General features: G+C 58.5%; 17 protein-coding genes and 1 pseudogene. 9 read left to right on the forward strand and 9 right to left on the reverse strand.

Annotated elements, in window-relative coordinates:
* The first annotated feature begins 58 nt into the window (after positions 1-58).
* Positions 59-1,024, forward strand: a complete 966-nt coding sequence (locus U862_RS0117370) for a helix-turn-helix domain-containing GNAT family N-acetyltransferase (protein WP_025111569.1) — start codon at positions 59-61, stop codon at positions 1,022-1,024.
* Here U862_RS0117370 and U862_RS0117375 read toward each other — a convergent pair.
* Entirely contained in the window at positions 1,016-1,654 is a 639-nt protein-coding gene (locus U862_RS0117375; RefSeq protein ID WP_025111570.1) for a TetR family transcriptional regulator, read from the reverse strand. The two genes, U862_RS0117370 and U862_RS0117375, sit on opposite strands and share 9 nt — an antisense overlap.
* Before the next feature lie 111 nt (positions 1,655-1,765).
* On the opposite strand from U862_RS0117375, the gene U862_RS0117380 reads away from it, so the two are divergent.
* Positions 1,766-2,422 carry an O-methyltransferase gene (locus U862_RS0117380; RefSeq protein ID WP_025111571.1) on the forward strand — a complete coding sequence of 219 codons (657 nt, stop codon included), beginning with the start codon at positions 1,766-1,768 and terminating at the stop codon, positions 2,420-2,422.
* A gap of 27 nt (positions 2,423-2,449) precedes the next feature.
* On the opposite strand, the gene U862_RS0117385 is transcribed toward U862_RS0117380, so the two are convergent.
* Positions 2,450-2,932: a GNAT family N-acetyltransferase gene (locus U862_RS0117385; protein WP_025111572.1), complete on the reverse strand. Its 483-nt coding sequence runs from the start codon at positions 2,930-2,932 to the stop codon at positions 2,450-2,452.
* Positions 2,933-3,091: 159 nt separating this feature from the next.
* Between U862_RS0117385 and U862_RS30785 the strand changes: the two are divergent.
* Positions 3,092-3,193: pseudogene (locus U862_RS30785) on the forward strand (methylmalonyl-CoA epimerase); the annotation flags it as partial.
* Between the two features lie 79 nt (positions 3,194-3,272).
* Here U862_RS30785 and U862_RS0117395 read toward each other — a convergent pair.
* A complete protein-coding gene (locus tag U862_RS0117395; RefSeq protein ID WP_049828020.1) occupies positions 3,273-4,058 on the reverse strand; it encodes a 5'-nucleotidase, lipoprotein e(P4) family in 786 nt (261 codons plus the stop codon).
* Between the two features lie 381 nt (positions 4,059-4,439).
* Entirely contained in the window at positions 4,440-5,216 is a 777-nt protein-coding gene (locus U862_RS0117400) for a helix-turn-helix domain-containing protein (protein WP_025111574.1), read from the reverse strand.
* 108 nt (positions 5,217-5,324) lie between these two features.
* Here U862_RS0117400 and U862_RS0117405 point away from each other — a divergent pair, with 108 nt between their 5' ends.
* Complete coding sequence (locus U862_RS0117405; protein ID WP_025111575.1) at positions 5,325-6,209, forward strand: EamA family transporter; 885 nt, start codon at positions 5,325-5,327, stop codon at positions 6,207-6,209.
* Between the two features lie 110 nt (positions 6,210-6,319).
* On the opposite strand, the gene U862_RS0117410 is transcribed toward U862_RS0117405, so the two are convergent.
* Both U862_RS0117410 and U862_RS0117415 read right to left on the reverse strand, forming a co-directional pair.
* Positions 6,320-7,465: an EstA family serine hydrolase gene (locus U862_RS0117410; RefSeq protein WP_025111576.1), complete on the reverse strand. Its 1,146-nt coding sequence runs from the start codon at positions 7,463-7,465 to the stop codon at positions 6,320-6,322.
* 55 nt (positions 7,466-7,520) lie between these two features.
* Positions 7,521-8,588: a fatty acid desaturase gene (locus tag U862_RS0117415; protein ID WP_025111577.1), complete on the reverse strand. Its 1,068-nt coding sequence runs from the start codon at positions 8,586-8,588 to the stop codon at positions 7,521-7,523.
* A 320-nt stretch (positions 8,589-8,908) separates the two neighbouring features.
* On the opposite strand from U862_RS0117415, the gene U862_RS0117420 reads away from it, so the two are divergent.
* The 4 genes from U862_RS0117420 (at position 8,909) to U862_RS0117435 (ending at position 12,130) form a co-directional block, all read left to right on the forward strand.
* On the forward strand, positions 8,909-9,472 hold the full coding sequence (locus U862_RS0117420) for a recombinase family protein (protein WP_025111578.1): 564 nt from the start codon (positions 8,909-8,911) through the stop codon (positions 9,470-9,472).
* Between the two features lie 124 nt (positions 9,473-9,596).
* Positions 9,597-10,109, forward strand: a complete 513-nt coding sequence (locus U862_RS0117425; protein ID WP_025111579.1) for a MarR family winged helix-turn-helix transcriptional regulator — start codon at positions 9,597-9,599, stop codon at positions 10,107-10,109.
* Positions 10,106-11,308: an FAD-dependent monooxygenase gene (locus U862_RS0117430; protein ID WP_025111580.1), complete on the forward strand. Its 1,203-nt coding sequence runs from the start codon at positions 10,106-10,108 to the stop codon at positions 11,306-11,308. The genes U862_RS0117425 and U862_RS0117430 overlap by 4 nt, the downstream gene beginning before the upstream one ends.
* Before the next feature lie 99 nt (positions 11,309-11,407).
* Positions 11,408-12,130 (forward strand): glutamine amidotransferase, encoded by a 723-nt coding sequence (locus U862_RS0117435; protein WP_025111581.1) that lies wholly within the window; start codon positions 11,408-11,410, stop codon positions 12,128-12,130.
* A gap of 55 nt (positions 12,131-12,185) precedes the next feature.
* Here the strand turns inward: U862_RS0117435 and U862_RS0117440 are convergent, their stop codons facing one another.
* From U862_RS0117440 to U862_RS0117450, 3 genes are all read right to left on the reverse strand, one after another.
* A complete protein-coding gene (locus U862_RS0117440) occupies positions 12,186-12,572 on the reverse strand; it encodes a cupin domain-containing protein (protein ID WP_025111582.1) in 387 nt (128 codons plus the stop codon).
* Positions 12,573-12,604: 32 nt separating this feature from the next.
* Complete coding sequence (locus U862_RS0117445) at positions 12,605-13,468, reverse strand: AraC family transcriptional regulator (protein ID WP_025111583.1); 864 nt, start codon at positions 13,466-13,468, stop codon at positions 12,605-12,607.
* Positions 13,469-13,549: 81 nt separating this feature from the next.
* Positions 13,550-13,918: a hypothetical protein gene (locus tag U862_RS0117450; protein WP_025111584.1), complete on the reverse strand. Its 369-nt coding sequence runs from the start codon at positions 13,916-13,918 to the stop codon at positions 13,550-13,552.
* 251 nt (positions 13,919-14,169) lie between these two features.
* On the opposite strand from U862_RS0117450, the gene U862_RS0117455 reads away from it, so the two are divergent.
* Complete coding sequence (locus U862_RS0117455; protein ID WP_025111585.1) at positions 14,170-14,811, forward strand: LysE family translocator; 642 nt, start codon at positions 14,170-14,172, stop codon at positions 14,809-14,811.
* The last annotated feature ends 4 nt before the right edge of the window (positions 14,812-14,815 follow it).

Raw genomic sequence — 14,815 nt, forward strand, 5'->3', positions numbered from 1 at the left:
TGCACTGCGGTAGCGGATTATGGTTGTATCGGACAACCATTTTCAGAGGTGGTTGGTCATGACGATTGCCCCAGCGTTGATCGAAGACATCCGCACGGCGTCGCGCATCATGGTGCGGGAACTGGGCTTCATGCGCGCCACGCTGGCAGCGACCGACTACTCCGCCTCGGGTGTCCACGCGTTGCTGGAAATCGAGGCAGGGGACGGTGTGAGCGCTGCGCAGTTGGCGCAAAGCCTGGGGCTGGACAAGTCGAGTGTCAGCCGCATGGTCGGCAAGCTGATCAAGGCCGGCGAGATCCAGGAGCGTGCCGCCGAGGATGCTCGCGTCAAGCGCTTGCAGCTGACGCCGCAAGGCCGGCAGACCGTCGCTGCCATTCACGCTTTCGGGCAGGCGCAGGTCAACAAGGCATTGCAGGCGCTCAATCCCTCGCAGCAACAGAGCGTGGCGCAAGGCCTCACGACCTACGCCCACGCCCTCAAGAGCATTCGCCTGGGCGCTGAACAGACACTCACGCCGAACCTGTCGATCAGCGCCGGCTACCGCCCGGGCCTGATTGGCCGCGTGGCGCAAATGCATGCCGATTACTACTCGCGGCATGCCGGTTTCGGCGCGATCTTCGAAAGCCGGGTCGCCAGTGGCGTGGCAGAGTTCGTCGGTCGCCTCGATCATCCGTGCAACCAGATCTGGGTCGCGACCCTCAACGAGCGCATCGTCGGTTCGATCGCGATCGACGGGCAGGACCTGGGTCATCAGCAAGCGCATTTGCGCTGGTTCATCCTCGACGATGGTTGCCGTGGGTGCGGTGTCGGCCGGCAGCTGCTGAACACGGCCGTGGCGTTTTGTGATCAGCAGGGTTTTGACGCCATTCAGCTCTGGACTTTCAAGGGCCTCGACGCCGCGCGCCAACTGTATGAAGCGTCCGGCTTCGAACTGAGCAAGGAAGAGCAGGGCAATCAGTGGGGCACCCTCGTGACCGAACAGCAGTTCACCCGCATCAGACCGCACGCAGCCGATTTACCCTGAAGGTTGATTCAGCGCCACCACGTAAGCGCTGAACATGTCCGCCAGGCCGTCGGCGAATGCGGTGATTTCCAGATCGGCGCGTGGGCTGGCGGAAAAATCCTTGCCCACCGAACTGAGCGTGGTCAGGATCAGTTCGCAGGCCGCCGCGCGCGTTGGCCCGCTGGCTTCGGGCAACAGTTGCGAGATGAACGCGGCGAAGATCTGCCGTCCTGCCGCGCGCACTTCGTGCGCCTCGGGGGCGTCGCGATACAGCGGCGCGGCATCGTTCAACGCGCCGCGCATCTGTGCCTCTTCACACTCCGAACGGACAAATGCCTGCACCAATGTGCGCAGGCGCAGAAGTGGTGGCTGCTCGATATTTTCCAGAATCCGCTGCAGCATCTGCGTGGTGTGCAGCCACTCATCGCGCTGCAAACGGAACAGGATCGCGGCCTTGTTGGGGAAGTACTGATACAGCGAGCCGATGCTCACACCGGCCTTTTCCGCGACCCGTGCGGTGGTGAATCGGGTGGCGCCATGCTCGGTCAAAACCTGAATAGCCGCCTGCAGAATCGCCGCGACCAGATCGGTGGAGCGCGCCTGCTGCGGCTGTTTGCGTGAGGAAATACGGGCGGTCTGGCGATTGCTCATGGGCGGCTCGGGCCTCGGGGGAAACGCGAATAGCGGATCCGGTGAATCACTCGCATCATTTAAATGCGACGAATTGCTCGCATCTTAATCCCCCATTGACGGAAAGCAATCATGACAACCCTGACCACTGAACCACTGGCGAGCCTGATCGAACGCCTCTACAACCAGGCCAGCGCCGCCACCAGTCCGCTGCTGGAAACGGTATCCGGCGCGGAGCGCGAACGCCTGATGCACAGCAAGACCGAGTATCTGAAGCTCTACGCAATGCTCAAGGACTTGTGGCTTCCGGTCTCCCGTGACACCGGCAAGCTGTTGTACATGTTGGCGCGCAATGCCAGGGCCAAGGCGATTGTCGAGTTCGGCACCTCGTTCGGCCTATCGACCCTGCACCTGGCGGCGGCGCTGCGCGACAACGGTGGCGGCATGCTGATCGGCAGCGAATTCGAACCGCAGAAAATCGCCCTGGCGCGTCATCACTTCGTCGAAGGCGGCGTCAGCGACCTGGTGCAGATCCGTGAAGGCGACGCACTCGTCACCCTCGCCAGCGACCTGCCGCCTTCAGTTGATCTGCTCCTGCTCGATGGCGCCAAAGCGTTGTATGGCGACGTGTTGAGCCTGGTGGAGAAACACCTGAAACCGGGCGCGCTGGTGGTGGCGGATAACACCAACTATTGCCCGGAGTACCTGGCTTACGTGCGCGCACCGCAGAACGGTTACCTGTCCGTGCCGTTTGCCGACGACATCGAACTGTCGATGCGCTTGGGTTGAGGCAGGGTTCTGCGAGCGGGCAAGCGTCTACAAACGCATGCCCATTTCAAAGGCGCGGGGTTCAAATCCGAACTCCGCATACATCCGCGCGGCACGGCTATTGAACGGCCAGACGGTCAAACGCAGATCCTGAGCATCCTGTTCGACTGCCCAGTTTTTCACGAGCGCCATCAGCCCGCGCCCTATGCCTTTGCCCGAAAACGGTTCGGCGACACACACCGAGCCGATGCGCACAACGTTTTGCGACTGCATCAATGGCCCTGAACTGGCCGACAGGCTGGCGGTGATAAACGCCACCGCTTGGTCATCGACACTGGCGATGAAAACAACATGGCCCGGCTTCTCGAAAAGGCCTGACCAGTGAGGCAGATCGCGGGAAAACTCCACGGTGGCAGGGGCATAAATGTCGGGGCGGGCCGTGTGGTGCACCTCATTGAGCAGTTGGCCCAGCTCACACATGCTCAGTGCGTCTTCGACCGTCGCAGTTCGGTAAGTGATGGTTTCATCCATGGGGTGCAGCGCTCCTTGATGGCGTGGTTGCCTCGAAAGGCTCGGGCTTTTGTCTCACAGACGGGAAGGTATTCCAATGGGGAAATCGGTGATGAAACCGACTACATGAACAATCGCGTCGTGCTTACCATGAGTATCGTTTCGATGGGAGCCACCGCCGGGAGACGGATTATCTGGTTGCCAAAGCGCTTCGGGCATTTTTCCATCGAGATACTGCAAGAGAAAACGCTGCAGGCCTTTGTCGAGGCTGCGTTTATCTGAGAATTGGCGGATCCTGGTCGGGCCGAGCAGGGAGCGACAATAGTTGTCGCCCCCGCTGACTGACAATCGCATCAGCAAGTTACTGTTTGGGCTGCCAGGCCGTAGAACCCGCTGCCGCCTTGAACTTCGCACGATTCTGCGCGGTGGCCGGTGGTTCCGAGTCGCCGAAAATCGCTTTGAGCCAGTGCCCATCGGTCGGGTTCGGGAAAATAATGAACTTGCGCCCGAACTGCTCCTTGTCCTCGGTCATCAGGCTGGTGCGCTGTTTGACGTCTGCAACGTAGTACTTGCGCTTGAAGTCGTTGAGGTTGTCACCGAGCATCACCACCACATCGTAATCCTTGGCGATCTCCTGTTGACGCGGCTCCTTGTTGGAGCTGTCACGGTAAACCGTCAGGTGTTTCTCGTCGGCCACCGGCAGGTTGTTTTTGCGCAGGTTCGCCAAGGCGTATTCATAGGTTTTTTCACCCTGGTCGCGGCTGGTGACGTAAAAAATCTCAACGCCTTTGGATTGCGCATAGCTGAGGAAGTCCACCGCACCGGGCGTGGCAACCGGGCCATTGTCAGCCACCCATTGGTCCCAGGCCGCGTCGTCGAAAAACTCCTTGTCGGCATTAATCATGTAGCCCCAATAGCTGTTGCTGCTGAGCACGGTGTCGTCGACATCGCTGATGATCGCCAATGGTCTATCGCCCGGCTTGTGCGCCTGCAGCGCTCGATCCAGTTGCATTCGGGCGACGTTGAACCCTTGGTAATAAAGCGCCTCGAACTCGGCGGCAGTCTGCTTCCAGGTGACGGCGGCGGTCAGAAGATTCGATGGCGGGCTGGCGGCTTCTTCGGCAAAGGCGGGAGCGCCATGCAGCATCAGTAGAGAGAGGAACAAGGGGGAGATCTGGTTTATTTTTATTTTCACGTTTGAGCCCTTAAAACACGGATTGAGCCACTGCGGCCAATGCTGCCAAGGTGTTCTATCTCAGCCGGGATTCGGGCTCAACGTGGGTGTCGCGTTTGTGGACTAATCGGGCGTAATTCCTGTCATTTGTTTGTAATAAAGGCTGGAGATGGTGTTCATTTGAGTAGTCGGCAATAGCGTCCATGGTGTGGCCCTCCAATCGAAGCGGACGACGCTGGCGCTGTAGCGTTGGTCATGTCCAGTGTTTGCATGCGGTGGTTTTCTGCTGTTAATGGCTGACGGCTTTCGCCTGTGGCCGGGGGCAACGGAATCAATCAATCATGCGCCCTGAACCTACGGCTCGACAAAGTAACGGCTGGGCACTTCCCCCAGCAATTGCTTGAACACCGTCGCGAAAGCACTTGAACTGCTGTAACCCAACGCCAGGGCGACTTGTGTCACCGGCTGACCTTTGCCTAGCTGGACAATCGCTGCGAGCAGGCAGGCTTGCTGTCGCCATTCGATGTAGCTGATCCCGGTATGCAGCCGAAAATGCCGGGTGAAGGTCCGGCGACTCATTGCGGCGCGCAGGGCCATTTCGTCGATGCTCACCTCCAGCGAAGGTTGGGCCAGAAACTCACGACAGACCCTCGCAAGGCGTGGATCTGTCGGCAGCGGGGCATTGAGGGACAGCGCGGGCATGTCGGCAATTTCGTGCAGCAGCAATCCCATCAGGTGGCCGTCACGTCCTTGAATGGAATATCGCGGGGGCACATCGATGGCCTTCAACAACAACTGGCGCAACAACGGCGAGACGTCCAGCACCTGGCATTGCTCCGGCAGGCCCAGCCGGCGAGCCGCGTGTTTGCGGATATAGGTGTTGTGCAGGGTGACCGGGCCGCGCATCTGCATGGAGTGGGGGAGTTGCGCCGGAACCCAAATGCCGCGTTGGGGTGGCACGACCCAGTTGCCGTCATCGGTAAACACGGTGATGACACCACTGGCGGCGTACGCAAACTGACCACGTTGATGGTCATGGCGCGGGAACAGTGCGCCGTCGGCGTAGTCGCGCGCCGTCACGACGGCATCGCGCGCAATATTCTGATAGGTGTCCTGGATTGTTTCTCGCATGGCCCGATTCTAATGAAAGTTGGCCTTCCACGGAAAGCAGGCCAGATTGATTACCTGCATATTTCTCTGCACACGAGCATTTCCGCTGTGCGTCGAGAAAGACTGAATATGCAGAAAAAACATGTATTACTCGCCGTGTTGGTAACGGCTGTCTGGGGATTGAATTTCCCCGTGACAAAGCTTGGGCTTGCCGGCATCGACCCGCTGCTATTGACCGCGATGCGTTTTGCGCTGGCTGCCTTGCCTTGGGTGTTTTTCGTCAAACGGCCGCGCGTTGCCTTGCGCTGGCTGGCCGCATACGGGCTGATTTTTGGCGTGGCGATGTGGGCGTTGATCAACGTCGGAATCGCTTGGGGCGTGCCACCCGGCACTGCGTCGCTGCTGATCCAGTGCAGCGCATTTTTCACTTTGGGCTGGGGAGTGATTTTTTTCGGTGAGCATCTGCGGCGGGCGCAATGGGTCGGGAGCGTGCTGGCAGCCGCAGGGTTGCTCGGGATCGTGGTGAGCAGCCCGGGCGATGCATCGAGGGCCGGTGTGGCGCTGGTCATCGGTAGCGCAATGGCATGGAGTATCGGCAACGTTGTGATCAAGGTCTCGAAGGTCCGTGAGATCTTCGCCTTCGTGGTGTGGGCCAGCCTGTTTCCGCCGATTCCGCTGCTGTTGCTGACGTGGCTGTTGCATGGCTCGGCGCCGTTCAGTGCGCTGCCTTCACAGTTCAATGCAATGACCTTGTTTTCACTGGCTTTCCAGGTCTACGCCGCGACGCATTTCAGTTACTGGGGCTGGAACCTGTTGTTGCGTGAATACCCGATGTCGCGGGTAGCACCGTTGTCACTGTTGATTCCGGTGTTTGGCATCTTCAGTTCGATGGTGGTCCTCGGCCAGCATCCAGGTGCCACTGATTGGCTGTTGATCATGCTGGTGCTGTTGGCGATCGCCATAAGTTCGGGGCATTTGCAGGTATTGGCGTTGCGCCTGAACGGCGGCAGATGAGGTGCCAGGTGGATCGGGTTTCGAGGCCTTGGCACGTTGCGGCAAGAGCCTGGGCAGAGAGTGGCTGGTGCGTAGCCTTGAGCACGCACCCTGCCTGATGGATATCCCGCTCAAAGCGCCGCATAGACCAGCGATGATAGCCGGCCAGGGCGCGGATCAATCATCGAATGGCTGCCCGAGGTCGTGGTAACGAAACCAAAGCTCACTTGCTTTTCGGGGTCGGCGAAACTTATCGGGCCACCCAGGCCGATATGACCAAAGGTGTCCGGGCCCATGGCGTGGGAAGCTGTCGGGTCGATTTGCTGTTCCAGCATGCAGCCTAATCCATAACGCATCGGGCGCATCCATACCCGATCCATGCCATGACTGTGCTCTTGAGTGAATTCGCTGAGCAGTTCGCGACCGATAAAGCGTCCGGCCAGCAACGCGCTGTAGAAACCGGCGAGGCCATGAGCGGTGCCGTGACCACACACAGCCGGCTGACGGTAGGCCCACCAGCGAGGATCACTGGTTCGTCGAGGCACCATCCCGGGGTTGGTGAATGCGAGTGTCGCGACATGTGCTGGCTGGTTTTTCAGCACGGTTCGCAAGGCTTGCGAGTACGGATCACCAACGCGTCCCGTGGCACTGTCGAAACGAGCAATTCGATGAAAGTCCTGGTCGTCCACGCCAAGGTGAACGTCGAGTTCATGGGGGTCCAGAATCTCTTCGTGGATGAAGACACAGGGATCTCGTCCGTCCACCCGACGAATCAACTCACCAAGAATCCAGCCAAAGGTGGTGGTGCCGTACCCCAGGTCTGTTCCTGCTTCCCACCAGAGCGACTCGGCCGCGAGGATCCGCACCATATGCTCCCAGTCATACATCATGGGGTTATGGTCGGGTGCGCGCAGCGCCGGCAGGCCCGCAGTGTGGTTCATCACCTGACGCAGGGTGACCCTGGCTTTGCCGTTTTGGGCAAACTCCGGCCAGTAGCGGGCCACAGGCGCATCCAGTTCGAGCTTGCCGGCCTCGACCAACATCAGAATGGCCACCGCAACATAGGGTTTTACAACGCAAAAGGTATTGGCCAGCGTATCGCGGGCCCAGGGCTTCTTGCCCTCCTGATCGGCCATGCCGGCCCACAGGTCTACAACCATTTCTCCGCCGACCTGCACGCAGAGCCCGGCCCCGCGCTCTTGAGGATCATCAAACATGTCTTCGAAGGCTTGCTTGACCGCTTCGAACTGCTTGGCACACATCCCTTGCGCTTTCATCCCTCGAGTTCCTCCTATTTGAAGTGCTTCAAACAATTAGTGTTTGTTGGGAAATTCACCCCCGCGACCGAGTGTGAGAGTGATCCATGGAGAAGCGGTTCGCACGCTTGTAGGTGCCGAAGTCATTGAATCTGACACCTGCCTCGGCCATGACTTTATGAGCATAAGGTGCCGTCATCTGACGAAGATAGAACGGGTCTCTCACCACGAAGTGGTGAATGCTGTGAGTGCTGCCAAAGTTGAAACAGAACAGCTGAAACGGCCACAACCACCAAGGATTCATTACTTGGGTTTGTTGTAGCGCATTGCGTGGGGCAACATCGCCGTAGTAGTGCATGTTTGAGCTTATAAAGAACAGGCAGAACTGCCGTATCATGTTTGGGGCGATCAGAATAACAACTACGCTATTGATGATGTTCATTAACGTCAGCGTCGCAGCAGAGCTATGGATTTCCTGTCCAATGATCGAGCCAAGCCAGACATACAGATGGTAGCCGAGGAACAGATACCAGCATCCCCAATATAAAAGACCGAACGGTGTATTGAGGCGGATAATCTTGCCCAACAATTTTACCTTTTGCCGCCATCCCGGAGCAAAAACCGCATTTAGAAAACCAAATACAAATCCATCCATCAGTTTCAATAACCGAAGTATTCCCCACGGATTGCCACTGGTGGTTATCCAGGCCTCGACATCCGTGTCGGTTCCGGATTCCTTGTGATGATGAAAGTGCAAATTGCGCCTTAGCCACGGACTGGGCATTCCCGGCCGGGCCAGCCAGCACAAAAACATCATGGCATTGTGCGCAAGCGGCTGTTTTCTGAAGTAAAGACGATGAATCAAATCATGCTCGATTTCATGAATGAACGAAGTCAGCAGCGCATTGACCAGAATACACAGCCATCCGGGGATAAGACCCTCCAGATAGAGGCCACCCGTGACGACCATCCCTATCAGGGAAAGCGCCATGACGCTCGCACCAAGAGCATTCTGATACTGCAGGACCGGATAACGCTCACGTAGATAATTGCCATGTTCGGTAATGCGCCTGGTTACATTCTCGATCTTTTCCTGATCGGTATCAGGGCGTTCAAGTGGGCTGGTGTTTTCCATGACATTCATTTATTCATCCTCTGTTTGCGCCGGGGAGTTACCCGTCCCGTCAAGCCGGTCACGTCAATTGTTCGAGCGATAAAACAACAGGTGCTAAAAAACACCGCGCAAAGTGCGTGCGCGCTATTCAATAAGTGCCAAATCGACGGCATTCCAAAAAGCTTGCTAGAATCATTTCGGGTTTTGAAATGATAAGGCAAGTACCCGTCTTTGCAACTGTGTATTTTGGGTGGGTCAAGTGTTACAGGTGTTGTGTAATTATTTGATTATTTAGTTACAGTTTGTACAAATATAAAATGCATGCGTACAAGTATTGCCAAGGAGGCACCATGAGATTGCACCGCATAAAATATTTCCGGCTGTCTCTACAACCGTCCGAGGACAACACAGAGAAAATCAGCCGTCATGATGTATTTGACGCAATGTTTTTCGATGAGCTTGCCGACAATTCCGTGAATCGCGCAGGCCTTCAAAGGCTGATTCGCTACGTGCAATGCGGGGACACCGTGGTGGTGGACAGCATGGCATCGCTCACCTCCAGCACCGAACAGTTGTGCAGCATCATTCGGCAGATGATGGAAAAACAGGTAACGCTCGAGTTTCTGAATGAAAACCTGATTTTTCGCCATGACTGTCTTGAAGTGGTGGAGCCCATCATTGCCGTCATGGAGCAGCTCGCAGAGTTCGAGCGTGCGGCGACCAGGGAAAAACAGGCCGCAGGAATTGCTAGCGCAAAGAGTCGGGGGTCCTACAGAGGCCGCAAGAAAAAACTGTCTGACAGTCAGGTTGTCAGTTTGATTGGCCGAGCCAGCAACGGGGAAAGCAAATCCAGATTGGCACGTGATTTTGATATCAGTCGTCAGACGCTTTATCGGTACTTGAAACCTACCTAGAGTCTTTTCGGCAAAGCGGGCCATTCATCAACCCGGCTTCGGAAACTAGCTAAGCAAGTTAGCTATATGTTAGCTTGGCTTTTCTCATCACGATCAGCCTCGAAATTCTGGATAGCCGCTAAGCATGAAGTCACCTTCACCCCCCGCCGAAGACCCACGCAATCTGCAAATCGCCAGCGACACCGTCGGCCAGCAGCTGCAGCAGATCGCTATCCTGACCCGAAAATCGGCGAGCCATCTGGGCATGGCCCTGGGCATCAATCAGACCGACATGGCCGCGCTGGAGCACTTGATCACGGACGGACCGCTGCCGCCCACCGAGCTTGCAGCGCGGCTTTCTGTGACCACCGCAGGCATTACTCAAGTCATCGACCGACTGGAGCGCGCCGGGCATGTGGTCCGTGAGCGCCAGCTCGATGACAAGCGTCGGGTGCTGGTCTGTCCCGTAGCCGAGTCGGTGGCGCAGGCTTATCGGCATGTCGCGCCAATGCTCAATGGCCTGAGCGCTGTGCTCGGCGCGCTCGAAGGGCGGGAGCGCGCGGTGGTCGAGGGGTTTCTCGGGCAGGTGATCGAGGTCTACCGCAGCACCTTGCCCGGTAGCGCTGATCCTGACGCTGAACAGCAGGGCGCGCGATGAAAGCAAAAAAAGTGCTGGTGAGCGGAGCAAGCATCGCCGGGCCTGCCCTGGCCTATTGGCTGTCCCGGCAGGGCATGGACGTCACCGTGGTCGAGAGGGCGCCGGCGTTTCGCGATGGCGGGCAGACGATCGACGTGCGGGGTGCCGGTCGTATCGTCGTTCAGCGTATGGGGCTTGAGGGCCAGATCCGGGCGAACACGACCCATGAGCAGGGCATCGCCTTTGTTGACCGGGGCAATCAGACCAAAGCGTTCATTGATGTGGATGCGTTTGAGGGTGACGGCCCTATCGCCGAACTGGAAATCCTGCGCGGCGAACTCGCCAAACTCTTGATCCGCCACAGCCAGGACCGGGTCACGTATCGGTTCGGCGACAGCATCGAAACCATCGAGGACGATGGCGAGCAGGTGCAGGTGCGCTTCGAGCAGGGAAGTGAGCAGGTTTACGATTTGGTGATTGTCGCCGAAGGCATCGGCTCGGCGACGCGCAATCAGGTATTTGGCGATGAAGTCCAGCGCCGCCCCCTCAATCTCTACACCGCCTATTTCACCGTGCCTCGGCAGCCGAGCGATGGTCAGGTCATGCGTTGGTACAACATCCCCGGCGGCCGCTGTGTGTGTTTGCGCCCGGATAATCTGGGCACCACGAGGGCCTTTTTGTCTTTCCAGCAAGCGCCGAGCGGGTACGAGAAACTGCCGAAGGATCAGCAGGTGTCGTTGCTCAAGCACATGTTCGCCGATGCCGGTTGGGAGACGCCTCGCGTGCTCGCTGCGCTGGAGGATGCAACCGACCTTTATCTGGACGCAGTGGGGCAGGTCAAGATGCCCCGTTGGTCCAAGGGGCGCATCGCGCTGGTGGGCGATGCAGCCTATTGTGCCTCGCCCATCAGCGGCATGGGCACGAGCCTGGGATTGTGCGGCGCGTATGTGCTGGCCGGTGAACTGGGCCGCCACGCCGACCACACCCAAGCGTTCGCGGCTTACGAAAAGCGCCTGCGTCCTTACGTGACGCAGGCGCAAAGCGTGCCCGGGTTCGCGCCGAGACTGGCATCGCCGCATTCACGTCTGGGCATTGCACTCGGCCACGCAGTGTTGAGGATGGCCACCGCACCGGGGTTGAGGAGCTTGTTCGCAAAGATTCTTTCACCGAAGGCTGACGCCATCCACCTGCCGAATTATGAAGATCCGCAGGGCATGTAGCGGGAGCGTTTCCGGCCGAAAGCCAGGCTTGCTAATGACACTGTGTGTCATATAGTCTTTTGCGTGTCGCTCCATCGCGCCTCCCATCAAGGATTTTCAATGAACGTTCATTTCGTGGTTCACGAAGCATTCGAGTTGCCCGGTGCCTATGAGACCTGGGTTCTGCAGCGGGGGTACGAGGCAAGCTATTCGCATGTCCACGCGTTCGATGCCTTGCCCGAAAGCGTGGAGAGCATTGACCTGCTGGTGGTGCTGGGTGGCCCGCAATCGCCGGCGACTACGCTGGAGGATTGCCCGCATTTCGACGCGGCTGCCGAGTGCGGATTGATCGCTAAAGCCATCAAGGCAAACAAAGCGGTAGTGGGCGTCTGCCTGGGGGCGCAACTGGTGGGTGAGGCGCTGGGGGCTGCACACGGTCACAGCCCGGAAAAGGAAATCGGCAAGTTTGCGATCAGGCTGACGGAGGCGGGGAAGGGCAATGCGAAGGTGGCGCACTTCGGCGATGTGCTGGAGGTAGGGCATTGGCACAACGATATGCCGGGGCTGACGGCGGATGCGAAGATCCTCGCCGCAAGTGAAGGTTGCCCGCGGCAGATTGTCGAGTACAGCGATCTGGTCTACGGCTTTCAGTGCCACATGGAGTTCACGGCGGATGCCGTGGAGTCCTTGATTGGCGCATCCGGCGACGAGTTGGCAGCGGCGACTGGACGTCGATTCGTGCAGCAGCCGGCGGCGCTTCGAACCAATGTCTATGAGGAGATGAACCTCAAGCTCTTCGAGTTTCTCGACCAGTTGGTGGCACAGTATCAGCGGCAACGCTAGGGCTGGAAAACTCATCAATGGCGCCGTAAAACCACGGTTTCACGGCGCATTCTGTTCAGATCCAGACGTCGTTGTCCGCCGTGCGCTCCCCACCTTCGTGTCCGGTGTTACGCACACCCCGAGGCTCGATCATCATCAATCGCGCTTCTCCCTCTGCTGCCGTCCGATGCTCGATCCCGCGTGGCACGACGTACAACTCACCTGGCCCGATGTAGACGCTGCCATGGGGCAGATCGATCCGCAGCGTGCCTTCGATCACGATAAAGGCTTCATCGGTTTCCGGGTGGGAGTGCCAGATGAACTCACCTTCGATGCGAACCACCTTGAACTGGTAGTCATTCATTTCGGCGACCACTCGCGGGCTCCATTGCTGGTCGATCAGTGCGGCTTTTTGCGCCAGATTGATGGCGTGCAGACTCGGTTCTTTGCGGGTGTGTGACATGACAGATCCTCTCTCAAACGGGAGTCGTCAGCCTAGCGAAGGGGCGATTGGCAATGCTTGTACGATCCTGCAAGTTGACCCTGTGTGCGCACGCGCTCCAGCCAACGCGACGGAGATACACCATAAGTACGGGTGAAGTGTCGGGTCATGTGACTCTGGTCGTGAAAACCCGCCGCCAGCGCGGCGTCCACCAGCGAGAACCGGTCAAGTACCAGCATGCGGAATACATCCAGGCGACGCAGGGTCACGAAACGATAAGGGCTGGTGCCGAACAGCACTCTGAAGTCCCGGGAGAGGCTCCACTTTTCACGGCCGCTGGCGTGCTCCAGCATCTCCAGCGTCACGCTCTGGTGCAGGTGGGCCATGATGAATTCTCTGGCGCGCTCGGCTGCCGGGTAGTCGAGCAGTTTGCGTCCACGAGGTTTGCCCGCCACCGCTCGCAGGGCCATTGCCAGCTCAAACAGGGCGTCCTGTTCTTCCAGCGGATCGAGTGTGTGATCCATCGCCTGCACGAAGGATTCGCTGGCCCGATACAGACGCGGATCGCTGGAGAGGCCGCCGGCGATAAAGGGTAACGGCTCACCCTTTAAAACCTGCTGAATCAGGGCCGGGTCGATATAGGCCATGCGATAGTGGAAACCTGCTTCGGTCCCGGCCATGCCGTCGTGCAGTTCATCTGGATGCAGCAGCAAAGTGTTTCCCGGCAAACCGTGGCGCAAGGTGCCCTTGTAGTGAAAGCTCTGCACGCCGGAGAGTGTGCGGCCGATCGAATAAGTGTCGTGCCGATGTGGCTGGTAGCCATGGCCGCCAAACCAGGCCTCGATGCGTTCTATCCGCCCCGGCTGAGTGCTGCGCACTACCCAATCGGAACCAGGATCTGGTTTGGACTGTTCCATGGTTTAACTGTCCCTGAAGGAGAAAGCCAGCTGCGAAGGATGATAGCGAACCTGATCGAAAGCCGGGTGCTTACAGCTCCATCACCGTTGCCCCCGCGTGTTTTGCGCCAGACGCGCACGCCAGTTGCCACCGTGCGTGCGCAGGCACTCTTGTTCGGAGTCGAAACGCACACAGCGGTCTGAAGGGCGCAGGTCGATGTCGGCTTCCCTCAGTGCGGTGGCCGTCAGTTCGAAGATGCGTGCTTTGGCTTGCGTCAGGGCGAGCGTTTTGTCTGCCTCGGTTTCGAACACCCAGATGACTGTCAGGGTTTCCGGCAACTCGTTCAGGTCAACGGTGTGGGTCAGCCAGGTGAAGCCTTTGATTTCACCTTTTGCGGTTTCACACGCGTCAGTGAGCGTGGCAATCAAGCGCCTCTCGATCCGCGCCAGTTCACGTTTTCCAGGGGGCATTGCGAGTTCCTTTGCCGACAATGGCCAGCGATCAAAAGCGCTCATCATATATCGCCGGCAGCGAGGAAGTCGTACGCCGGATCAAAGGCGAACTCTTCGCGTATTCCCAGGTTTGTAGATCAGCGTATCCAGCTCTTTACCCGCCACTGCCTCCGGGTCAGGCCCGGTACTTTTTTCTATCGCCTGAATCCGCGTGCAGAGAGCTGAAGCTGCGGTAACATGCCTCACCTCACTACCCACGAGCATTGAAAATGGATTCTCACTCGATTCTGACCTTCACCCTGGTTGCGGCAATTGCCATCGCCAGTCCCGGGCCTGCGACTTTGATGGCGATCAACAACAGCCTGGCTCACGGGCAGCGCAGCGCGATCTGGTCATCGCTGGGCAATGCCAGCGGCCTGTTCTGCCTGTCGGCGGCGGCGATGTTGGGGTTGGGGGCATTGCTGGCGAGTTCCGAGTGGCTGTTCAATGCGGTGAAAATTCTTGGTGCCGGCTACCTGTTCTATCTGGGGCTCAAGCAGTTGTTCAAGAAAGGCCCGATGCTGCCCGACGGCATTGCCGATGACGTGAGCAAGAGCCGGCCGACCCGGACGAAGCTGTATAAGTCGGCGTTCCTCACGGCGGTGACCAACCCCAAGGCGACGATGTTTTTCACCGCGCTGTTCCCGCAGTTCATTGATCAGGGCGCAACGCTGTTGCCGCAGTTCCTGATCCTGACCTCAATCTTCATGGCATTGTCGGTGACGTCGCTGAGCCTGTATGCCGCGCTGGCCTCCCGGGCCAAGGGTGTGCTGACCCGGCCCGCGTTGTCGCGTTGGGTCAGCCGGGTGGTGGGCACCACGTTCATCGGTTTTGGTACGGCGATTTTGACCATGCGCCGGCAAACCGTTTAAGCCC

This window comes from Pseudomonas sp. H1h, from assembly GCF_000633255.1.
In the GTDB taxonomy this organism is placed as follows: domain Bacteria; phylum Pseudomonadota; class Gammaproteobacteria; order Pseudomonadales; family Pseudomonadaceae; genus Aquipseudomonas.